Here is a 20,358-nt window from a genome sequence, read left to right as displayed (position 1 = left end):
TGCCGCGCTTTCCTTTAATTATTTAGCTTAGGAACTTTCATTTTGATATTTTTCTTTCTCCTTAAGGAAAATCCTGCAAGCTTGTTAATAGGTATACAAGTTTTTTCTTTTTGAGCAGTATATACGTCGCATTAAAAAACTGCCCACTCTTGAATGCGTCCATTCCCTATAGATTGTTATGCCCACATCATTTATATTTTCGTTAAATTCCTGTAACAATTCTGTAACATATCAAGATTATTATATATTATAATATATATTCCGCTTGGCACAGCACCGGTTATTATAGGCAATAATTACAAAATTTACAGCATTAAAGCAAATAACCCGGTGCATAGCCAAGCGTTTATATAGACCCATCTTTTGGGAAATTCGAAAAAAGCATTTCGATTATTACGGGGAATTACAAGGAGGAGATACCATTATGAAAAATAAGATTTTGGCAGTGTTAGCCGGGGCTATGTTGGTTAGCAGCGTTGGTTTTGCCGCCCCAATCACTGATGTTCAAGAAGGTCAGACCAGTATCGGGTATAATCACTACAACTTGAATCATGATGTTACAAATGACAGTTTTAATTTGGAACACGGAATTTCTGCTAAGTTCATTCTGGGAATTGAACGGAATACCGCTGATCTTGAAACGACAGATCTATATGCTCAATACAAGCTGGATCCAAATATCCGCCTCATTGCCGGCAACCGGGACTTTGACAATGGTTCCGGCAAATTTTTCTACGGTCTGGGAGCTCTCACCAACCTGGCCCCCAACCTGGATGGGGACCTTTCTGTTACGGCAAGTAGTAATTATACTGAATGGCAAGCCGGTGTAAACTATAAGCTGGACGGACAAACTGCCCTTCATCTCGGCTATAAATCTTATGATCAGGATGGGCTACCCACATTTGACGGAATAGGATTTGGCATTAATCACAAATTTTAATTTTTTTGAAAAACAGGGGCTGTCTCAAAGGTGAGACAGCCTCGTTTAATTTATACCCACGCTCTATTTGATCAGCACTATCCAGAGGAATCATCCTTTACACCATTTGACAACACTGGCTGCCCAAGTCAACCCGCCGCCGAATCCGACTAGCACAAGTATATCGCCGTTTTTAACTCTGCCGCTTTTGAGTGCCTCATCCAAAACAATGGGAATGGAGGCCGCCGATGTATTACCGTATTTATCAATATTGACTAAAACCTTTTCCATTGGCAAACCAAGGCGTTTAGCAGCTGCCTGACAAATGCGGATATTAGCTTGATGCGGTACAAGATACGTTATATCCGCCGGCGAAAGATTGGCGTTTTCGAGAGCTCTATTGGCGGCTTCACCCATAATTTTGACTGCGAACTTGTATACCTCATTACCGTTCATGTGGACAAAATGCAAACGTTGGGAAATCGTTTCGGCCGATGCAGGCTGCCGTGAGCCACCGGCAGGTACTTTTAAAAGATCGCCGCCGGCACCATCCGCTCCTAAATGTATGCCTAAAACTCCACACCCGGGCGAGGTTTCACCCAAAACAACAGCTCCCGCCCCATCGCCGAATATTGCGCATGTACTACGATCAGTCCAGTCAGTGATTCTGGAAAAGGTCTCCGCGCCGATAACCAGAACTTTACGATAAGTGCCTGCCATGATAAACTGACTGCCTGTCACGAGACCGTACACAAAACCGGAGCAGACAGCGGAAAGATCAAAAGCGGCCGCATTTACTGCTTTCAGACTGCTTTGCACCAAACAGGCAGTAGCCGGGAAATACATGTCCGGGGTAGCGGTGGCAACAAGGATCAGTTCGATCTCTCCCGCACCGACTCCGGCATCCTCCAATGCCCTTTGGGCCGCTATAGCGGCTAAATCCGACGTGGCCTCGCCTGCGGCAGCGATATGCCGTTCGCGGATACCTGTACGCTCAACAATCCATTCGTCGGAAGTATCCACCATCTTTTCTATATCTTTATTAGTGACCACCTTCGCCGGTACATATGAACCTATCCCTAAAATACCTACGGATTTTTTATTCATATTGTGTATAGTTCCCCTTTTTCATCGCTACTCTCTTGACACTGTTTTTTTGTTACTTTTACATAGTATAGTATTATTATTCCCAGGAAAATAGCGGGCAATTATACAAATCTTGTAATTGCTCTCGAAAAATATGGGTTTATTATTTGCCAGAATATAAACCGTCCCTTTGACACCCTTGATAAAAGACAAAAGCGAGAGCCAATTCCGATCCGCTCTCGCTCTTGCCCACCTTTCACCATCCACCTACCACGACACCACTCGTGGTAGTCCCCAAACTTAGAATACACTAACTTGATAAAAAAAGCAAGCTATACGGTGTCACAACTTACAAATTTTCTATTTTAATTATTCTATCTATGTCGCGTTAAAGAATTGATATCCGGGTATTAGGCATCCCTCCTATTGGAACGCCCAACTGTAATAACTGTCACTTTGTCACTTGTCTCAAATTTGTGCTAATATTGTAAGAGGATAATTTTCTCCCTTTATAGAATTTTATTTGTAAAATTTAACTAAAAATAGATTATCTTGTAAGATTCTTTAGAAAGATACTGGAGAGGAGTAACTTTATGAATATTTCTTTTTTCCTGATCCCTAAAAAGGAAGTAGTTTATTTGCCTCTGAATTGTACCATGCGGCAAGCGCTTGAGAAAATGGAATACCACCGTTATACGGCTGTTCCCCTGATTGACGAACATGGTAAATACGCCGGAACAATTACTGAAGGAGATTTATTATGGAAAATGAAGAATACGCAAGGCTTAACCTTTGCCGGTACTGAGAAGATTATGCTTAGAGAAATTTCCCGGCGAGTGACCAACACTCCGGTACGAATTAGTTCAGAAATGGAGGATCTATTGTCCTTAGCTATCGTTCAAAACTTTGTCCCGGTAGTAGATGACAGCAAGATCTTTATCGGAATCATCCGCCGCCGAGAGATTATCGAGTATTATGTAAAATTAACTTTGGCAAACAGCGGTAGTAAATAGCGCTTAAGCAGAATTCCCTATACCCATCCGCTTATTCCTCTAAAAAATGCCAAAAAATTTTTATTTACGACTACTATATTTCGACAAAACTCCCGAAGGGTATCTTTTAATAGCTGTTGAAACAGTTTACATTTACAACACTATTTTTACATAACTTTCTGTCACCCGTAAGGAGAGTGCCCAGCATATATGGTAAAACAGCTATCAGTTTATGCTAGTCGTATATTTGGCTCCAAAAGTTTGGATAGTTATTTGAGAACTTGGGGATTTCTGCTAATTTGCCTGCCCAGCCTGCTTTTGATGATCATTTTTGCTGTCCGGGAAGTAAACAGTGAAACAGCTAGAACGTTCCAACAAATGGAACAGTCGCTTGTCAGACAGGAATATGCTCTTGACAAATGGTTCAACATCTGTCATGAAGATATCAACAGCCTGGCTAACTTAGACTCTATCAAAAAAGTAGACAAAGAAATGATGGTAAGCGATTTTACCACCTTTCTCCATAACCATAAATATTTCGACAATATTATTTATGTAAACCAAGTCGGTCTTACTGAAATTGACATGCAACATGGCCCCGAACTATATCGGGGCGACCAGCCTTATTTTCAAAAAGCCCTCTCCGGTCAAAATTATATATCGGATATTATCCAAACTAAAACCGATAACCAGCCGAAAATTATCTTCTCCGCACCAATCTATGGCTACAGCGGCGATTTCCAAGGCCTGCTTGCCGGTATCGCCAACTTGTCGGCTATAGATGCTTTGATGCAAGAATTTATTTTCAGCCAAACAGGCAAGACATACCTGGTTAATCAGGACGGCTTATTCCTCAGTGGCGCCGGAGATGTGAATGGGGAAAATTCAGCTTCACTGCCATTACCGTTACCAAGGTTGCAATATAAAATAAATACCCTGGCTGTCAATCAGGCCCTGGAAGGTAATACAGACACCAGTGTGTACACCGGTTACGATAAACAGCCGGTTTTTGGCGCCTATCGCCGGCTGTCAACCCACAATTGGGCCATAGTCAGTGAAATCAATGCCATTGAGGTGCTAACCCCTATTTATCAACAATTACTGCATATGTTCCTGGGCTTTTTGCTCGTCCTGCTGCTCAGTCTGCCCTTGTCACTGGTCATGTCCCGCAACATTAAAATCCCAATAGGCCGTCTAATCGAGGGAACCAGGCAAATGCAAAAACCGGGCGGTATGTCTTTCATAGCCAAGCAGCTTGCCTCAGCCCCCCGTGAGTTGCAGGAACTATGCGATACTTTTAATCAAATGGCAGCGACCATTAGTAACCATAGCCAACAGCTTGAAACGACAGTTAAAAACCGTACCCAAAATTTATTAGTCCTCAATCGCCAACTTCAGCAAGAAATTTTTGAACGCCAACAGGCTGAGGCCTTGCTGCGGCAAAGTGAGGAAAAATACCGTATGTTGGTCAACAACGCCACCGACGCCATTTTTCTCTATGAAATATACAGAAATGAGTGGGATGACCGGGACAAAATAACTACCGGAAAATTTATCGAAGTTAATAATATAGCTTGTGAGCGTTTAGGTTATGCCAAAGAAGAACTCATGGAACTGACTCCTGCGGATATTGATTATAAATTACGTACCGGCACTGCTTTACCCGCCTATTCCATAATTAATCCAAATGTAAACAATCAAACTATTTTTGAAACTATTCATGTTGCAAAAGATGGCACAACTATCCCTGTTGAAGTAAGCTTGCAATTTTTCCGGCTAAACGGCCTGCCGGTGGCTTTGGCCATCGCCCGTGACATCAGTGAGCGTAAAAAAGTCGAACAGGAACTGGCCCGCCTTGACCGTCTCAATCTGGTAGGAGAAATGGCAGCCAACATTGGTCACGAAATACGGAATCCCCTGACCACGGTGCGGGGTTTTTTGCAATTATTAGGCCGGCGAAGTGAAAACAGCGCCAATTTGGAACACTATAACGTAATGATTGAGGAACTGGACAGAGCTAACTCCATTATTACCGAATTTCTCTCAATGGCTAAAAATAAGGCGGTACAAATGGAAACAGCCAGTCTTAATCATATTATCCGCGTCCTGCATCCACTGCTACAGGCTGACGCCATTGTCACCAATAAGCAGATCGACCTGGAATTAGGTGATATTCCGGATATTTGCATTGACCAAAAGGAAATCCGACAGCTAATTCTTAACCTGGCCCGCAACGGGCTGGAAGCCATGCAAACCAGTGGACATCTGACAATCCGCACCTTCAAAGATACGGGTGCGGTGGTACTGGCCGTACAAGATGAAGGCTCAGGCATCCCTCAAGAAATGCTGACCAAGCTGGGCACCCCCTTCCTCACCACCAAAGAACAGGGAACAGGCCTCGGCTTATCCATCTGCTACAGTATTGCCCACCGCCACGGTGCCACCATTACCCTTGATACAGGCAATACCGGGACAACATTTTTTGTTAGGTTTAAAGGGTAAATCCAATCCACTGCCTGTCCGCCCGCCAACAGTATAGGTTGGCGCGAGAATAGGCAGCTTCATCGGTAATAATTATATCTAGGATAACAATCGGGATAACAAATCTGAGGTCGACATACAATAGGGGATCTTCGGGGGCGACAGATACCGGCGCCGGGAGGACAGTCAGGGCCGCAATGCGGCCGGCAATAAGGAAAACAAAGAGTAGGTGGGCAATATTGCCTTTCCTCTTCCCATTTGTCATCCCAGTCTTCAATTTGGGGAGGTTCCCATGAAATAAATCTTTTAGGCATTTTATATACACCCCTGTGTATTTATTGATTGCAAACATGTTCTCAAATTTGGATAAATGTCATTTTCGGCAGAGGCGTCCTCTCAGGTAAGCATACCGAGGTCTTAAATAAAAAATAGATCGCTTACAACATAATATGAATTATTGGCTAAATGTGTTAGCAATTGGCTGATCGCGATAATTCGTCACCAAATCCCTGTGTCAAAGAAAAACAGCTTCTTACAGGGACTTGGCATTTGTCGACTTTTCCCTTAAAATAGAATTATATCAACAATTAGGAAGGCGAAGGATGGTATTAATTTAGATTATGAAGAAAAAAAGCTTAGTGCTCGCGTTAATAGGTCTATTGCTTATTGCCTTGACAAGCAGTACTTTTGCTGAGCCGGGAAGAGCCGGTGTAAACCGTAAACCTGCCCGGGTTTCTTCCGGTGGGTCGGAGGGATATTATATATGGCAGGATAAATCCGGATTTCATATTTGGGCAACAGCTCGCAGTAAAAAGCATGTTTTTAGCGGTGTAATTCAAACAGATGGATTTATCTCCCATGTTAGGGGCCATCGTTTAGAAGGTAAAGACTTTATTGATGTTTACTCCGATAGTAAAGAAGGGTTTTGGTATGGGTTTCCCAACAGCGAAGAAGACCAGCCCTATTTCGGCTTTAATGGCCATGAAATAGACTCGGAACATGATAACCTGCGCTTTAGGTTTAATACTGCCCGGGGGTCGGATGGGCTTAGCTTTCACCTTGAGGATGCAAGCTTTATTGATTTCGATTTGTCCATAGACGGGCACCAGATCTCCCACCGAAAGTATATGTTAGGGACAACAGGAAGCATTTTCCCGACGATTATATTGGTGAACTCACCGGCTAAAAATAATAATCGATAATATCGCCTTATGCGAAATGAAAGCTTATATCCTATATAAATAAACTGCCAAAGACATCAGATGATGCTTTGGCAGTTTATTTTATAGAAATACAAACAAATTCCTCCTTCTATTAATTTAGATACTATTATTATGATGCAGTTTATAAAGGCTTAACATCCGGGTATTAGGATATGCCTGACCCACTCATCACTATTCTTACGCAATATTCATATCATGATATTAGATAACTTAAAGGAGGTTAAATGACTTGAGTAATTTGGAAGAATGTTGTTATGACGAGCATCATCACAAATGTCCCAAGTGTCATCACAAATTCCCGCATAAATGTCCCAAGTGTCATCATGAATGTCATATAGGTTGTCATAAATGTCCCCACTGTAATCACGAGTTTCATCCTGAATGCGAGTGCCCGAAATGTCATCACAAATTTAAACATCACTGTTGTAAAGACTAAAAAACAGCGGGTTCCCTGTACTAAAAGCCGCGATTGCTCGCGGCTTTTTTATGAGAATTCACGCTAATTGTTTTCTTCCTTGGCAAGTGTCTCGGCAATCAACTTGCCCAATTTACAAGCCTCTGCCATTGCCGGCTGATCTTCAATTTTTTTTACACCGGCTTTTGCTACCGTGGCGGTCGGTCCCAATAGCATTTTGAGACCGGATATCTCACACGTGTCGCCAACGCCGCATCTGATACAAGGCACATTGCCGGAGACTTTCACCCCACCTAGATAATTCATCCCTTCCTCCATCATATAGTACATGATAGCATTCTGCCCCATAGAAGCTGCCGGCGGCAGCTCAGGATTTTCTTCCGGTGCTGCGTGTGTAACCACGGAAACAGCTGGTTTACCTTTCATATAGTTCTTTAAATGGCGGTTAGCAAAACATCGCTCAATAAATGCCTTTGTGCGGGAATCCAATGATGAGAAAGGCGTCCATCCCCCGATCACAATTGCACTGGCTTCCCTGGCTTTTTCTATTAGCATGGGACCATCATCATCTATTGCGCATTTATTCGTGTATACACATTTCAGACAGTGCATGCAACCACAAAATTTATAATCGCTTAATTTGATAAACTCCGTTTCCAGTCCTGTTGCATCCAATATTGCCTTGACGGCGCGGTCGGTATTGCTGTTGGGAATAGGTGAACCTGAAACTCCAAGTACTTTCATTATTTTCGGGCCTCCTTTAAATTTTAAATAGGATGATACTCTTACCCCATTACTGCTTTTCACAGTAATGCTGTTAAAGAACATATTACACTAATTTCTTTATTATAGTTGTATAGTGTTTTACACAATCTAAAGAAATGCAAGGATAAGGACAAAAATATCAAAGGATATCATTCAAAGAGCGAATCATCCCTGTGTTTCACAAAAACTGGGATATCAGATATAATAGGATTTAGTTATAGTTAACTTGCGTACTGGGAGAGAAACTCTATGATTGAAAATTTACTTGAATCCACCGTCAGGGAAATCATTGACAGACATCCGGAAACTTTGGCTGTTTTCACCGGGTTTAATATTTTCTCCCCAGCGGATGCGGCCCAAGATTTGTGGTCCATTTTAAAACTAAAAGAATTACTGCGCGTCAAAAAAATTAATGCGGCAGTATTTACCGCATTACTAATTGACCAAATCAAAGATGCCCAGCAATATCGTCAACTATCGGCAGCTGTAGTTAATAAACCCGGGGGGTTTAATTTCATTGCACAACTGCCATGCGCCTTAAAGCTGCCGCTCCACAGTGCATTGCAAACATTTTTAGAGAAACTGCAACAGGAAAAAAATATACGACTTAATTATTATGTATGGTCCTGCAGTACTGATATATTGGCCTTTGCTGATTATATCGGGCAAGTTGACAATATTGACGACGCACCTGACTTGCTATTCACGACAGATTACCTGATTAACAAAAATTTTACTGAAAGATTTATAAAGAAAGGTTTTTATCGAGCCCCAACAGAACGACCGGTAAATAGTTCCCTGAGCGGTATTGACATTGTTGACACAGATGGCTGTTATAATGTCGTCGCGATCAACCCTGTTGTGGTGGTAATTGACTGCAAACGTCTGGGCAGTCTGCCGCTGCCGAAGACATGGGATGACTTATTAAAGCCGGAGTTTGAACAAATGGTGGTATTGAACGGTTGTCCCGGCGATTTTGATGATATGGTGCTGCTAAACATTTATAAGCAATATGGCGATGACGGAATCGCCGCCTTAAAAAGATCCGTTCGTTATGGAATGCACCCCTCCGAAATGATCCGCAGCATGGCCGGCAATAAGGCAGACCTGCCGCCGATCCATGTAATGCCGCACTTTTTTGCCAATACTATTGCACCACCCATCGAGGCTAAAGTCATTTGGATGGAAGACGGAACACTGATAACACCGTTGTCATTTCTGGTAAAATCCACGAAAACTGAAGAACTGGCAGAATTGATTGCTTTTTTAACCGGCCCGGAATTTGGCCGCATTTGCGCGGGAGCCTACTTTCCTTCCTTGCACCCAAATGTGAAAAACCGTTTACCGGCCAATGCGGTTTTAAAATGGCTTGGCTGGGATTACATTCGGGGACAAGACACCGCGGACTTGCTGGCGAGGTTAAACCGAAACTTTATATAGAAACAGGAAAACCGGGTAATGAAGGAAACACTTAAGCTGCAGGTACATCAGGCTATCGCCCAGGGGATTGATATGCGCTTCCATCTAATCCCTATGTAAAGGGCGGAAACAGCAAACTACGTGAAAAGGCATCTGGATGCCGTAAAAGCTCCCAGTGAAATCTTCACTCAAGCTGCTTTAGGCGTTTTACATGAATACACTGGTGGAATTCCTAGGAAAGTCAACAAATTTTAAAATTTTTGCAGGATTTTCGATAATAGGAATTGAAAATCTACTTTTTAAAAAAGCCTAGCCGTAAAATGTCAATATGGAAAACTAATAATCTGGAAAAAAGATAAAGAAAAATGAAAGCGGGTAAAATATGGCTGATGATTTTAAGAGAAATAATTATCCTCAGGTTTATTTCAGCGAAGCAGATAAACAAATGGAAGGCTTTTCTTCATTTAAAAACTTTGTTTTTTCACTGATATATGGAATTTTATTTTCCGGCGATCAAATAATTCCAGATATTTATTTTTATATTAGTAGTCGGTTGTCAAATATAATAAACCGCTCTCCAATAGATGGTACGGAAAATATACTGTTGCCTTATGCCAAGATACAAATTCCAAAAGATAAGTTAGAGGCTTTTAATTTACATAATTTTACTAATTTGAAATAATCATACAATCAAATCCTATTTTTAGAAAACCACTATTTCAGAAGACTGAACGGATATAGCTTTTTTAATTCCCATTCTTTTTCAAAGCCACCTATTAATAATTGCACAAAATAAAAATCCCGGCAGCCGAAGCCACCGGGTAATTAATTAGTAAGCATGTATACCGCAGGCCCAATTTTGCCTGCTCTTTTTCTTTATTCGCATCAAAACTACTTTTACGGGTATTAACTTTCCCCTTGACGTCATCGTTCCAATCGGGAAAAACAGTCCAAACCCGTTGATTTCTTGGATAAACGCCATTTGCTCGTTTCTTCGTCCGCTTCTTGGGAAAGTGCTTAAAGAGTCTCAATACAAACCGACTTTAGTTTCGGATAAACTAATAAAGATATTTTTCTTTTGACTGTAATGATCCAGCATCATTTTATGGGTTTCTCGACCAATCCCGGATTTTTTGTAACCGCCAAAAGGGGCGTGCGCCGGTAGATTGTTGTAATTGTTGACCCACATCCGGCCTGTTTGGACCGCTCTGGCAACCCGGAAGGCCCGGTTAATATCTTTGGTCCAGACCGCACCGCCCAGGCCGTATTCACTGTCATTGGCTAAGCGGATTACTTCTGCCTCATCTTTGAACCTAATGACAGAAATGACCGGACCGAAAATTTCTTCCTGCGCTACCCGCATGCGGTTGTTTACCTCGGTCAAAATGGTTGGCCGGATAAAACTGCCCTTGTCAAGACCGCCTTCGGTAAGTTTTTCGCCGCCATAAGCGATTTTAGCTCCCTCGGCTTTACCGATATCGACATAATCCAGAACTTTTTTCAATTGTCCCGGATTGACCAGAGACCCCATTTGGGTGTCCGGTTCCCAGGGCAGCCCTACTTTCACCTTGGCAAACGCTGCGACGGCTTCGTCGATGAACCGGTCATAGATATCTTCGTGGACAAATGCCCGTGATCCGGCGCAGCACACCTGACCCTGGTTGAATAAGATGCCTATTTGCAAGCCTTCAATTGCCTTTTCCCAGGGAGCGTCAGGGAAGAAGATGTTAGCCGATTTGCCGCCCAGTTCCAGGGTGGCCGGGATGAGCCTTTTAGCAGCTGCTGCGGATACGGTATACCCAACTTCGGTGGAACCGGTAAAGGCCAGTTTGCTAAAGCCGGGATGTTCCAAGATATAATTGCCCGAAACGGAGCCTTTGCCGGTAATGACATTTACCACGCCGGGCGGCAGCACCCGCGCCAACAGTTTGGTCAATTCCAGCAGACTGAGAGAAGTGCTGGAAGAAGGCTTAATGACAATGCAATTTCCTGCCGCCAAAGCCGGCGCGATTTTCCAGGCAGCCATTAATAGCGGAAAATTCCAGGGGATGATTTGTCCAACCACCCCGATGGGTTCGCGCAGGACCAAACTCAGCGTGTCCTTATCGATGAGCACAGCTTGGCCTTCTTCGGTGCGGATGGCACTTGCGAAATAGCGGAAGTGATCCGAACTGAGAGGAACATCGATATTGAGCGTTTCTCGAACGGGCTTGCCGTTGTCCAGCGTTTCCACAGCAGCCAGCCTTTCGGTATTGGCATCGATCAGATCGGCGATTTGCAGCAACATTTTGGAGCGATCCTGGGGACTGATGTCCTTCCAGCTCTCATAAGCCTTCCACGCCGCAGCGACAGCTTGGTTTACATCTTCTTTCCCTGCATCAACGCAGGTTGCGAGTTTTTCACCATTTGCAGGGTTGTAGGATTGAAAGGTTTTTCCCTCTTTTCCCTCAACCCATTGCCCGTCAATAAACAGTTGATAGCTCTCATCCGGTTTGATCATGTTCATTCTCATTCTCCTTTCGTTGGGCTGATCTTCTTCTTTACGCCCAGTCTTTTTTAATCCGGTAAAAATATTGCATATATTTGTTCTCTTAAAGCCATTTTATAAAATAAACCCATTTTATACAACTCTTTTTGCATTTTTCTTTAAGGTCAGTAGCACACAATAGGAATGTATATTAAAGGTCAGGAGGGAATGTAATGTGCGGCATTGCAGGCTGGGTTGACTGGGAACGAGATTTGAGTAAGCAAGAAGCAGTAATCGATAAAATGATAAACACCATACGACACCGTGGGCCGGATGCGGGAGGAAAATGGCTTTCGCAGAGGGCTGCGCTGGGACATCGGCGGCTCATCGTTATCGATCCGGCAGGAGGAGTTCAGCCGATGATAGCAGAGGAAAACGGCCATAAATATGTGTTAACCTACAACGGTGAAATATACAATTTCCGTGAACTACGTAAGGAACTGGAATCACGTGGCCATAAATTCCGATCCCAGTGCGATACTGAAGTCTTGCTGCGAGCCTATCTGGAGTGGGGCAACAGCTGTGTCAATCACCTCAACGGCATCTTTGCCTTCGGCCTGTGGGACAGCAAGAAAGAACAATTATTATTAGCCCGTGATCACCTGGGGGTAAAGCCGTTGTTCTACGCTGAACGGGGCAGCGGAGTAATCTTCGGGTCTGAGCTCAAAGCACTACTCGCCAACCCCCTAGTCAAGCCGGAGGTGGACGCCACCGGCTTGCTGGCGGCGCTTAATTTCCTCCCTTTGCATATACCTGGCAGCAGTGTTTTTCGTAATGTTTTCGAAGTTCGCCCCGGCCACCGGCTTGTATTCGATCATAACGGCCGCCATGACACTCAATACTGGTCGCTGAAGAGTGCGCCTCATACCGATGATCTAAAGACAACTACCGAGCGCATCCAGGCATTGCTTAAAGATACCGTGGGCCGCCAGCTTGTAGCCGATGTTCCGGTTGTCACCTTGCTGTCGGGTGGCCTCGACTCCAGCGGAATTACCGCCCTGGCGGCTAAAGAGTTTGCCCGGGAGGGCAAAAAACTAAACACCTATTCGGTCGAATTCGAGGAAAGCAGCCGCTATTTCTTAAAAAGTGAAGTACATGAAAGCCTTGACGCGCCTTACATCCAAAGTGTCTCTGAACATGTCGATACTCAGCATCATGAGATCATGGTTGATTCGGCCCAACTTCTCGACAATCTGCTTGTTCCAATGCGTGCTCGCGACTATCCGGCTTATGGTCAGGGAGAAACCTCCATGTACTTGCTGTTTAAAGCTATGAAAAGCGACGCGACCGTCGCTCTTTCGGGAGAATCGGCCGACGAGGTATTTGGCGGCTACAAATGGTTTTTCAGTGAAGATCTTGTCCATCTTACGACGTTTCCCTGGATAGCTTTGCTTGCGCGGGGATCGCTGCGGGTGGAAGAAATTCTACCATGGTATTCGCCTGATCTTCTCGAAATTATCCGTCCCGGCGAATATCTCAACGCACGATACCGTGAAGCTGTCAATGAAGTACCCGGATTAGAAGGAGAAAGTATTCTGGATGCAAAGCGCCGGGAAGGTTTTTACCTCAATCTCACTCGTTTTCTACCGATCTTGCTTGACCGTAAAGACCGAATGAGTATGGCGGTTGGTTTTGAAGTGAGGGTGCCGTTCTGCGACTATCGGCTGGTAGAGTATGTCTGGAACATACCATGGGAAATGAAGTCTGTCGGCAATATGGAGAAAGGAATACTGCGGCGGGCGTTTGCTAACGTATTGCCAACTGATGTGGTAAATCGTCGCAAAAGCGGCTATCCTGTCTCCCATCATCCCGCCTATGTGAAGGGTATCCGCGAACTGTTTCAAACGATACTGAACGACCCTGCCGCCCCCATCCGTCCCTTGCTCAACATCCAGGCTGTCGAAAAGTCATTAAACAATATGTCACAACACGAACATGCTTTCAACGAAACTCCGCTGGAACGCTTAATTATGGCAAACGCTTGGCTGAAAGAATATCACGTTTCCCTGCCTGCCGGACAAATGCAAATGACCTAACTGCCAAGTGCCTTCGCATTAGTGGTCTGTAAACTCTAAAACTATAGGATTAGGGTTTACAGACCACTAGCTTTGCGGTCCGGACTGACAGGGAAGAGGGTATCATTCTTTACATTTTGTATTTTTGCTGCAGCCTGGCCAATCTTACCGCCAGTGCCGTCGCACCAACCGCCAGGCCGACGATAAACCCGACCCAATAGCCGTAAGGTTGCAGATAGGTATACTTAGCAAGCAAATATCCGGTCGGCATGCCGATGACCCAGTACGACACAATGGCCATAAGAAAGGTCACTTTCACGTCTTTATACCCGCGCAGTGTTCCCTGGACCGGCGCGGCAATGGCGTCGGAAAACTGAAAAAATATGGCATAGACTAAAAAACTTTTTATCTGTTCAAATACTTCCGGCTCACCTGTGTAGAGACCGGCAATTTTATTGTTAAAGATAAGCAGTCCAACCGTAACACCCACAGCAAACGCCACAGCTATTCCTATGCCAAGATAGCTGTATTTCCGGGCGTCATCATACCTGCCTGCGCCCACTTCAAACCCAATGATAATGGTCAGGGTCATCCCGATACTCAAAGGAACCATGTAGATGAGTCCGGCGAAGTTAATGGCCGCCTGATGGGCAGCGATTGTTGCCGTGCCATACTCGGACATCAGCATGGCGACTATGCCGAAAATACTGACTTCACAAAATATCGAAAGACCTATCGGCAACCCGACCGCGAGCAGTTCCCGCCAGGCGGCAAGCGAAACCCGGAAAAACTTGCGGAATATATGGTAACTTTTAAAAGGTTCCTTAAAGCAAATAACGCCCAGGCTGACAGCGGCAAGACACCAGTACGTTATGGCCGATGCATACCCAGCACCCACGCCGCCAAGCCGGGGACAGCCAAGATTGCCCAGGATGAGCATATAGTTTAATACAATATTGACCGGCAAAACACAAAGAGTCACCAACATGGTTATCCGTGTATAACCCAGCGCATCCAAAAAGTTCCGCAGAACCACGGAAACAAACAAAGGGACAACCCCTATCGACAGGGCCGCCAGGAAACCACGGGCTATGTCGTGCACGGCTGCTTCGAGCTGCATGATATTCAATATCGGCGTAAGGAGAAACCACCCGCCAATGATTACAACAAGCGCAAGAAACAGGGCAAGATATGCACCTTGCACGACCAAAAAAGCCATATCCCCTTTGCGGGAAGCGCCGTTGAGTTGAGCTACGATAGGCGTAATCCCGGCAAGTATTCCGCCAAGGCCTGTGTATACAGGCAGCCACAGATTTGCGCCAATGGCCACTCCTGCCAAATCGTAGTGGCTGGCCTGGCCTGACATTACTGTATCAAAAAAGCCTGTAGCCATCAAAGAAATTTGGGAAACAAATATTGGAGAGAATATTGCCAAAAACTGTTTGGTTTTTTCTGTAAGTGAACAGGCTCTTTTCACTTGCCACCTCTATATTCCGCACCCGGGTCCCATTGACTTGTTGCAAAGTTGACTTTTAGAACGCTTTGATCTGTTGCTTAACTCCGGCTTATCCGAATACCCGGATGTGTCAATTGGTTTAATGCGACATATATATTATGAGACCATATCCCAGGTTCACTCCAAATAGAATCAGAACCACGCCGCAGATTAAGTTAATTTTCCGCAATACACCAGTGCTCATATGGTGCCGGAAACGGGTAAAAATTACTACCAGGCTGTTGAACCAAATAAAGGATGCCGTTACTACCCCAAGTAAGAAGGCGGTGGCTAAGGTGCTGTCCAGAGCCGCCCGGTAACTACCCAACAAAAACGTACTGTCCAGGAGAGCCTGTGGATTCAGCCAGGTAACCGAAAAGCAGAATATTGCCGTCCTGGCGAAAGACTCCTCCACATTCAGCTCCGTACTCTCAGCCGGTTTTGATCGGATCAGGACAATACCGATAGCCGGTATGGCTATGCTGCCTAGTAATAACAAGCCCCATTTAACCAGAGGATTAGTCTCCAACAGCGCTCCGGTACCAAAGAAAGCCGCTATGGCTAACGTAATATCGAAAAAGGTTGTTATGATTGCGGCTTGGAAGGCCTTCCAGCGGGAAGCTTTCAATGCCATATTGATAACATACAGATTTTGCATGCCGATCGGCGCCAAATAGGCCAGTCCAATCAGCAAGCCTTGCATAAAGTATCCAACCAATTCTAAGCCACCATTCCTCGTTTTTTTATCATTATAAAAGGATTACACTAAACCGCTCATTCTCAACCATGGAATGATATGGTACAATTAGACCAGATAAAGTTTATAGTAAAAAGGTGATCTAATGCGTCAAATAAGACTATTGACACTCACCCTGCTGTCACTGCTGCTGTTTATACCGGCTGCAATTGCCGGACCGCTGGCAAAATATCAGGAAGCCCGGGAAGTTTTTATTGCTGCGGCTGCCTGCATGGCTACTTATAATGACCGTTACGGCGGCTTTGCAATGTCCGCCCTGCAGCAAGAGGGCTGGGAGATTATTCCCTTTGTACAGAAGGGCAAATATGCCGACGCCCGATTCCTGTTCGCCAAAAAAATATTTCCTGACAGTAGTCATCCGTTTTATTTGCTGGCGGTTACAGGAACAGAAACAGAGAAAGACATTAGAGTGGATTTGTCTTGGGACAAAATTCCGTTTGCGACCAAGTCGTCATTGTCAATCAACCAGCTTCCCAAGGTGCATCAGGGTTTTTACCAATACCTGCGGACTGCAGGCGAAGCTGAAGTTGTCGATGAGGAAAATGGCCGGCCGCAAGATTTGTTAAACATATTATTGGCGCATCCGGAGCAAAAAATCTACCTGACCGGTCATAGTTTGGGCGGCGCAGTGGTAACCCTTGCCGCCGCCAGTCTGTTGGAAGCCGGTGTTAAGCCGCAACAAATCGAGGTTATTACCTTCGGCGCACCCGCCGTCGGCAATACGGCTTTTAAAGATCTCTTTGAGGCAAGGCTCAATCTGACCCGGATAACCATTCACGGCGACCCGATACCATTGGCGCTACAGCGCATCCCCGGCGGTTACACCCAATTCGGCCAGGAAACATCCTGGAAAAAACCTGATTATATTGGCCAAAATCCTCATGATATTGCATCCTATTTGGACCTGGCAATGAAACAGTATTATCATATCCGGCAAGCAGCCGTCCAAGCCGGAGCCTTGTCCCTGCCCGATGATTCTGCTGCATCCCGGGAAACCCCTACGGTTTATATTGCCCCTGTCAAAAACAGCCTTCCGGAAGAACTTCACGCTGAGTTCTCCTATATGCAGGAGGTTCTACAGGATGAGTACCGCGACATACTGCCCGGATACATATTTGACAAGGCCGCTTCAGCCACGGATGACCCCATACAAAAAGCACGATCATTAGGCTGTCAGTGGGCAATCATAACTGAATTTCAGGCTGACCGTTTAAAAGATAAGAATAACGAATACTACATATCCATGCTCCAGGCGGTTTACCGGATTTCGGACAAAACACTTATCGACGCTGCCGGTTACGGTACCAGCACCCGTAATCTGACACCGCTGGAAGCTTTTTTCCATAATGCCAAGAGTATGCGGGAAGGCTGTAATAAATGGCTAAGTACGCTAAAGTAGTACTGAAATTTAATTTCAAGGGAAACAGCCGGCGGCGCAGTCCACTATATTTTCTGTCCTTTGTTGCGTCTAACTATCTGCTTCCGGAATATAAATTTGCTCAGGCATTCTCGGTCTGCATTGGCAATCTTAGTAAATTTGAGACCGATTACATTTTTCTCCGGATTTAGATCATGGGGAATGACGCGAATTACTTCCCCTTCTGCTCTTATCACATGTATTTCACCTAGGGGCAACATTATTTTCAGCTTGGTTCCCAAAGGTACTGCCCTGTCCTTGTCCAAGCTGAATCCCAGACCGCTGCCGCTAATGTCTCTGGTAAATGTAGCGATTTTTTCGTCAATACCGCCATCGGGTTGAATAATTGTCACATCTATCATCAGGGTAATATCCAGCCGCGCATACCCTCTTGTCTGAATTCGCTTTACTTCTTGCGGCATTGATATCTCCCACATAGGAATAGGGTCTGAAATAAACGCCAGCAATTTAGTATTAAATATGTAAACACAAGGGCCGGGAGTAACACGGACGTTATACTCTTTTAGATATCTGCGCGGAAGATAATGTCCCTGGGAGTAAGGCACCGCAACCAAAAGAGACTTTTCTTTGATATCCTCGATATGGCTGGAATATATACGAGTCTGGTAATTTTCAGAATCTGCATCGATATCCGCATCGATATCTGTATCAATGAAATGAATTTTCTGAAGTACCCGGAATATGCCCTTATGATCCATGAAACCACCTCCACTACCAAATTTAAGTGTAAAACCTGCCCTTCTATTCTTTTCCTTCTATTTTTTATCTGCATTTTTCAGTTATGGGGTTTTTTAAATTCTTCCCGGCCATAAGGCAGAGGAATGTACTGAACGGAAGGACGCCGTTGCGCCGGCTGCGGATACAGCTCCATCAACTGAAAGATCTCTTCCGGCAAGTCAGGATTAAGGGGTAAGCTTAATTCGCTAATTTTGTCACAGGTAACCGGATAGTCATGCGTCCAGCGGCCCTCGGTAAGGATGCGCGCCACTTCTTTCGCCCGGTCCGGCCCCATTTTGTCCAACAATAATTTAAAAACAAATTCCTCTACCTGATGTAAAGCCTTCGCCGCCATATCAGCTAATATAAGCGTGTTATCGTCCACTTCCGCAATTGGCTTTTGTTGAACCGCTTTAATAATGGAAGCCGCCGGGTACTGCCCGAGCTGGGGATCAACCGGACCCAGCACGGCATTACAGTCCATGACAATTTCGTCGGCCGCCAAAGCGATCATTGTACCGCCGCTCATGGCGTAATGGGGAACGAAAACTGACACTTTTGCCGGGTGGCGCATCAGTGCATGGGCAATTTGCTCAGAAGCCAAAACCAGTCCTCCCGGGGTATGCAGCAATATGTCAATGGGCATTTCCGGCGGAGTAAGACGAATTGCCCGCAAGATATGTTCGGAATCCTCGATATTGATATACCTGCTGATGGGAAGACCCAGCAGACTAATTGCCTCCTGGCGATGGATCATGGTAATCAGTCTTGATCCCCTCTTCATCTCAATGGACCGGATCAGGCGCAAACGGGCCTGCTCTAATGTAAATTGCTTAAACATTGGTGAAATTGTTAAAATGAGAAACAATATCCAAATCCAACTGCCGAAATCCATAACGTAACCCTCCACCATAAAAGTTTTATTACGTTTATGAATTGGCTTTGCCAGGGCTATTCTCCTTCTTTTTATAGATTTTTATAGATAGCAAGTAAAAAAGACCGCGCCACCGCAGCCAAATTAGATTTTTCTTATTATATTGCAGGCAAATCAAAGTAACTCTTCCGGCCCGGTAAGAGAGCTAACAGATGTCCCGTTTTGCCGAAACATTACATGACATATCGGAATCTCAATCCCTTCCTGACGAAAACGCCGGTAAAGCCGTTTGATAAACTCGTGCCGTAAACGAAACTGGCTTACAAAATGTTTGGCGTATAAGATAACTCTAATATTAATGCTATACTCGCCGAAAGAGTGAAACAATATAATCGGAATGCTATCCGTGACCCCGCCGCAGACTTCCCGGACAACTTCAGTTGCGACTTCCAGGGTTACCCTTTCCACCTTGTCAAGATCGCTGCCGTAGCTGACGCCAATAGGTACGATAAATGCCGTTTTTTCTTGCGGAACATGATAGTTTACAAGGATTGAGGATGCAACCTTTGAATTAGGAACAATAATAGTATTTTTCCCTAAGGTTTTTATCTTGGTAATACGCCAGGAAATATCATCGACAAATCCTTCTTCACCCGTATTAAGTTTGATATAATCGCCAATTCGTATTTGACTGGAAATCAAAATATGCAAACCGGCAAAAAGGTTGGACAATGTCTCTTGCAGTGCCAGGGCGACTGCCAATCCCCCCACGCCCAAAGCCGTTAATACAGGAGTAATTGAAATACCGACCGATTGGAGTGTGATTAGTAAACCAGCGGCGTAAATAACAGCTTCGGCTGTAGTGATTAATATAGAACTTGCCGGCAGAATGGCCTGTGTCTTTTTCGTGTAGCATCGGACAAGTTCGGCAACAATACGGGCGATAATAATCGTTAACGACAAAAGCAATAAGGCAAAAATCAATTTATACAGGGAAGATTGCACCCCATCAGTCACTGGCACCAGAAACGTTAAAGCGTACATCCCGATCAGAATGCTCCAAATGACGGGTATGCCTTTTAATGGTTTAATTATTGATTCATAAATGCAGTCCTGATTTAACATGGTATGGATTAGACGGTTCAACACGATTCCCGCCGATAGACTAATGGCTGCAATAAGTAAAACCAATAAAACGATCTGAAACCAGCTAAGAAATTGCAATCAACAGTCCT

17 protein-coding genes are annotated in these 20,358 nt (G+C 44.7%); 8 read left to right on the top strand and 9 right to left on the bottom strand.

The window, feature by feature from the left end:
• Positions 1-424: 424 nt before the first annotated feature.
• Positions 425-940, top strand: a complete 516-nt coding sequence (locus MAMMFC1_RS13745; RefSeq protein ID WP_126309047.1) for a hypothetical protein — start codon at positions 425-427, stop codon at positions 938-940.
• A 90-nt stretch (positions 941-1,030) separates the two neighbouring features.
• On the opposite strand, the gene MAMMFC1_RS13740 is transcribed toward MAMMFC1_RS13745, so the two are convergent.
• A complete protein-coding gene (locus tag MAMMFC1_RS13740; protein WP_126309046.1) occupies positions 1,031-2,026 on the bottom strand; it encodes a beta-ketoacyl-ACP synthase III in 996 nt (331 codons plus the stop codon).
• Between the two features lie 572 nt (positions 2,027-2,598).
• Here MAMMFC1_RS13740 and MAMMFC1_RS13735 point away from each other — a divergent pair.
• Positions 2,599-3,018, top strand: coding sequence for a CBS domain-containing protein (locus MAMMFC1_RS13735; RefSeq protein WP_126309045.1), 420 nt, complete (start codon positions 2,599-2,601; stop codon positions 3,016-3,018).
• A gap of 300 nt (positions 3,019-3,318) precedes the next feature.
• Positions 3,319-5,499: a PAS domain-containing sensor histidine kinase gene (locus tag MAMMFC1_RS13730; protein WP_158618776.1), complete on the top strand. Its 2,181-nt coding sequence runs from the start codon at positions 3,319-3,321 to the stop codon at positions 5,497-5,499.
• Here MAMMFC1_RS13730 and MAMMFC1_RS13725 read toward each other — a convergent pair.
• Positions 5,489-5,743 carry a hypothetical protein gene (locus MAMMFC1_RS13725; RefSeq protein WP_126309043.1) on the bottom strand — a complete coding sequence of 85 codons (255 nt, stop codon included), beginning with the start codon at positions 5,741-5,743 and terminating at the stop codon, positions 5,489-5,491. The genes MAMMFC1_RS13730 and MAMMFC1_RS13725 overlap by 11 nt on opposite strands.
• Positions 5,744-6,098: 355 nt before the next feature.
• On the opposite strand from MAMMFC1_RS13725, the gene MAMMFC1_RS13720 reads away from it, so the two are divergent.
• Positions 6,099-6,680: a hypothetical protein gene (locus MAMMFC1_RS13720; protein ID WP_126309042.1), complete on the top strand. Its 582-nt coding sequence runs from the start codon at positions 6,099-6,101 to the stop codon at positions 6,678-6,680.
• A 520-nt stretch (positions 6,681-7,200) separates the two neighbouring features.
• On the opposite strand, the gene MAMMFC1_RS13715 is transcribed toward MAMMFC1_RS13720, so the two are convergent.
• Positions 7,201-7,860 carry a flavodoxin family protein gene (locus MAMMFC1_RS13715; RefSeq protein WP_126309041.1) on the bottom strand — a complete coding sequence of 220 codons (660 nt, stop codon included), beginning with the start codon at positions 7,858-7,860 and terminating at the stop codon, positions 7,201-7,203.
• 270 nt (positions 7,861-8,130) lie between these two features.
• On the opposite strand from MAMMFC1_RS13715, the gene MAMMFC1_RS13710 reads away from it, so the two are divergent.
• Both MAMMFC1_RS13710 and MAMMFC1_RS13705 read left to right on the top strand, forming a co-directional pair.
• A complete protein-coding gene (locus tag MAMMFC1_RS13710) occupies positions 8,131-9,321 on the top strand; it encodes an ABC transporter substrate-binding protein (protein WP_126309040.1) in 1,191 nt (396 codons plus the stop codon).
• Positions 9,322-9,682: 361 nt separating this feature from the next.
• The gene (locus tag MAMMFC1_RS13705) at positions 9,683-9,982 is read left to right on the top strand and encodes a hypothetical protein (protein WP_126309039.1); all 300 of its coding nucleotides are present in this window, start codon (positions 9,683-9,685) and stop codon (positions 9,980-9,982) included.
• 345 nt (positions 9,983-10,327) lie between these two features.
• On the opposite strand, the gene MAMMFC1_RS13700 is transcribed toward MAMMFC1_RS13705, so the two are convergent.
• Entirely contained in the window at positions 10,328-11,806 is a 1,479-nt protein-coding gene (locus tag MAMMFC1_RS13700; protein WP_232035459.1) for an aldehyde dehydrogenase family protein, read from the bottom strand.
• A 194-nt stretch (positions 11,807-12,000) separates the two neighbouring features.
• On the opposite strand from MAMMFC1_RS13700, the gene asnB reads away from it, so the two are divergent.
• Positions 12,001-13,863, top strand: a complete 1,863-nt coding sequence (asnB, locus tag MAMMFC1_RS13695; RefSeq protein ID WP_126309038.1) for an asparagine synthase (glutamine-hydrolyzing) — start codon at positions 12,001-12,003, stop codon at positions 13,861-13,863.
• Between the two features lie 109 nt (positions 13,864-13,972).
• On the opposite strand, the gene MAMMFC1_RS13690 is transcribed toward asnB, so the two are convergent.
• Complete coding sequence (locus MAMMFC1_RS13690; protein ID WP_126309037.1) at positions 13,973-15,319, bottom strand: MATE family efflux transporter; 1,347 nt, start codon at positions 15,317-15,319, stop codon at positions 13,973-13,975.
• Between the two features lie 118 nt (positions 15,320-15,437).
• Entirely contained in the window at positions 15,438-16,055 is a 618-nt protein-coding gene (locus MAMMFC1_RS13685) for a LysE/ArgO family amino acid transporter (RefSeq protein WP_126309036.1), read from the bottom strand.
• Between the two features lie 124 nt (positions 16,056-16,179).
• On the opposite strand from MAMMFC1_RS13685, the gene MAMMFC1_RS13680 reads away from it, so the two are divergent.
• Positions 16,180-17,493, top strand: a complete 1,314-nt coding sequence (locus tag MAMMFC1_RS13680) for a lipase family protein (protein WP_126309035.1) — start codon at positions 16,180-16,182, stop codon at positions 17,491-17,493.
• Between the two features lie 44 nt (positions 17,494-17,537).
• Here the strand turns inward: MAMMFC1_RS13680 and MAMMFC1_RS13675 are convergent, their stop codons facing one another.
• The 3 genes from MAMMFC1_RS13675 to MAMMFC1_RS13665 form a co-directional block, all read right to left on the bottom strand.
• Entirely contained in the window at positions 17,538-18,230 is a 693-nt protein-coding gene (locus tag MAMMFC1_RS13675) for a flagellar brake protein (RefSeq protein WP_126309034.1), read from the bottom strand.
• A gap of 77 nt (positions 18,231-18,307) precedes the next feature.
• On the bottom strand, positions 18,308-19,144 hold the full coding sequence (locus MAMMFC1_RS13670) for an SDH family Clp fold serine proteinase (protein WP_126309033.1): 837 nt from the start codon (positions 19,142-19,144) through the stop codon (positions 18,308-18,310).
• Positions 19,145-19,297: 153 nt separating this feature from the next.
• Entirely contained in the window at positions 19,298-20,347 is a 1,050-nt protein-coding gene (locus tag MAMMFC1_RS13665) for a mechanosensitive ion channel family protein (protein ID WP_126309032.1), read from the bottom strand.
• Positions 20,348-20,358 lie beyond the last annotated feature (11 nt).

It is taken from the genome of Methylomusa anaerophila (genome assembly GCF_003966895.1).
GTDB classification, from domain to species: Bacteria; Bacillota; Negativicutes; order Sporomusales; family Sporomusaceae; genus Methylomusa; species Methylomusa anaerophila.
Note: the sequence above shows the minus strand (reverse complement) of the source record. Positions and strands in the feature narration are given on the sequence as shown.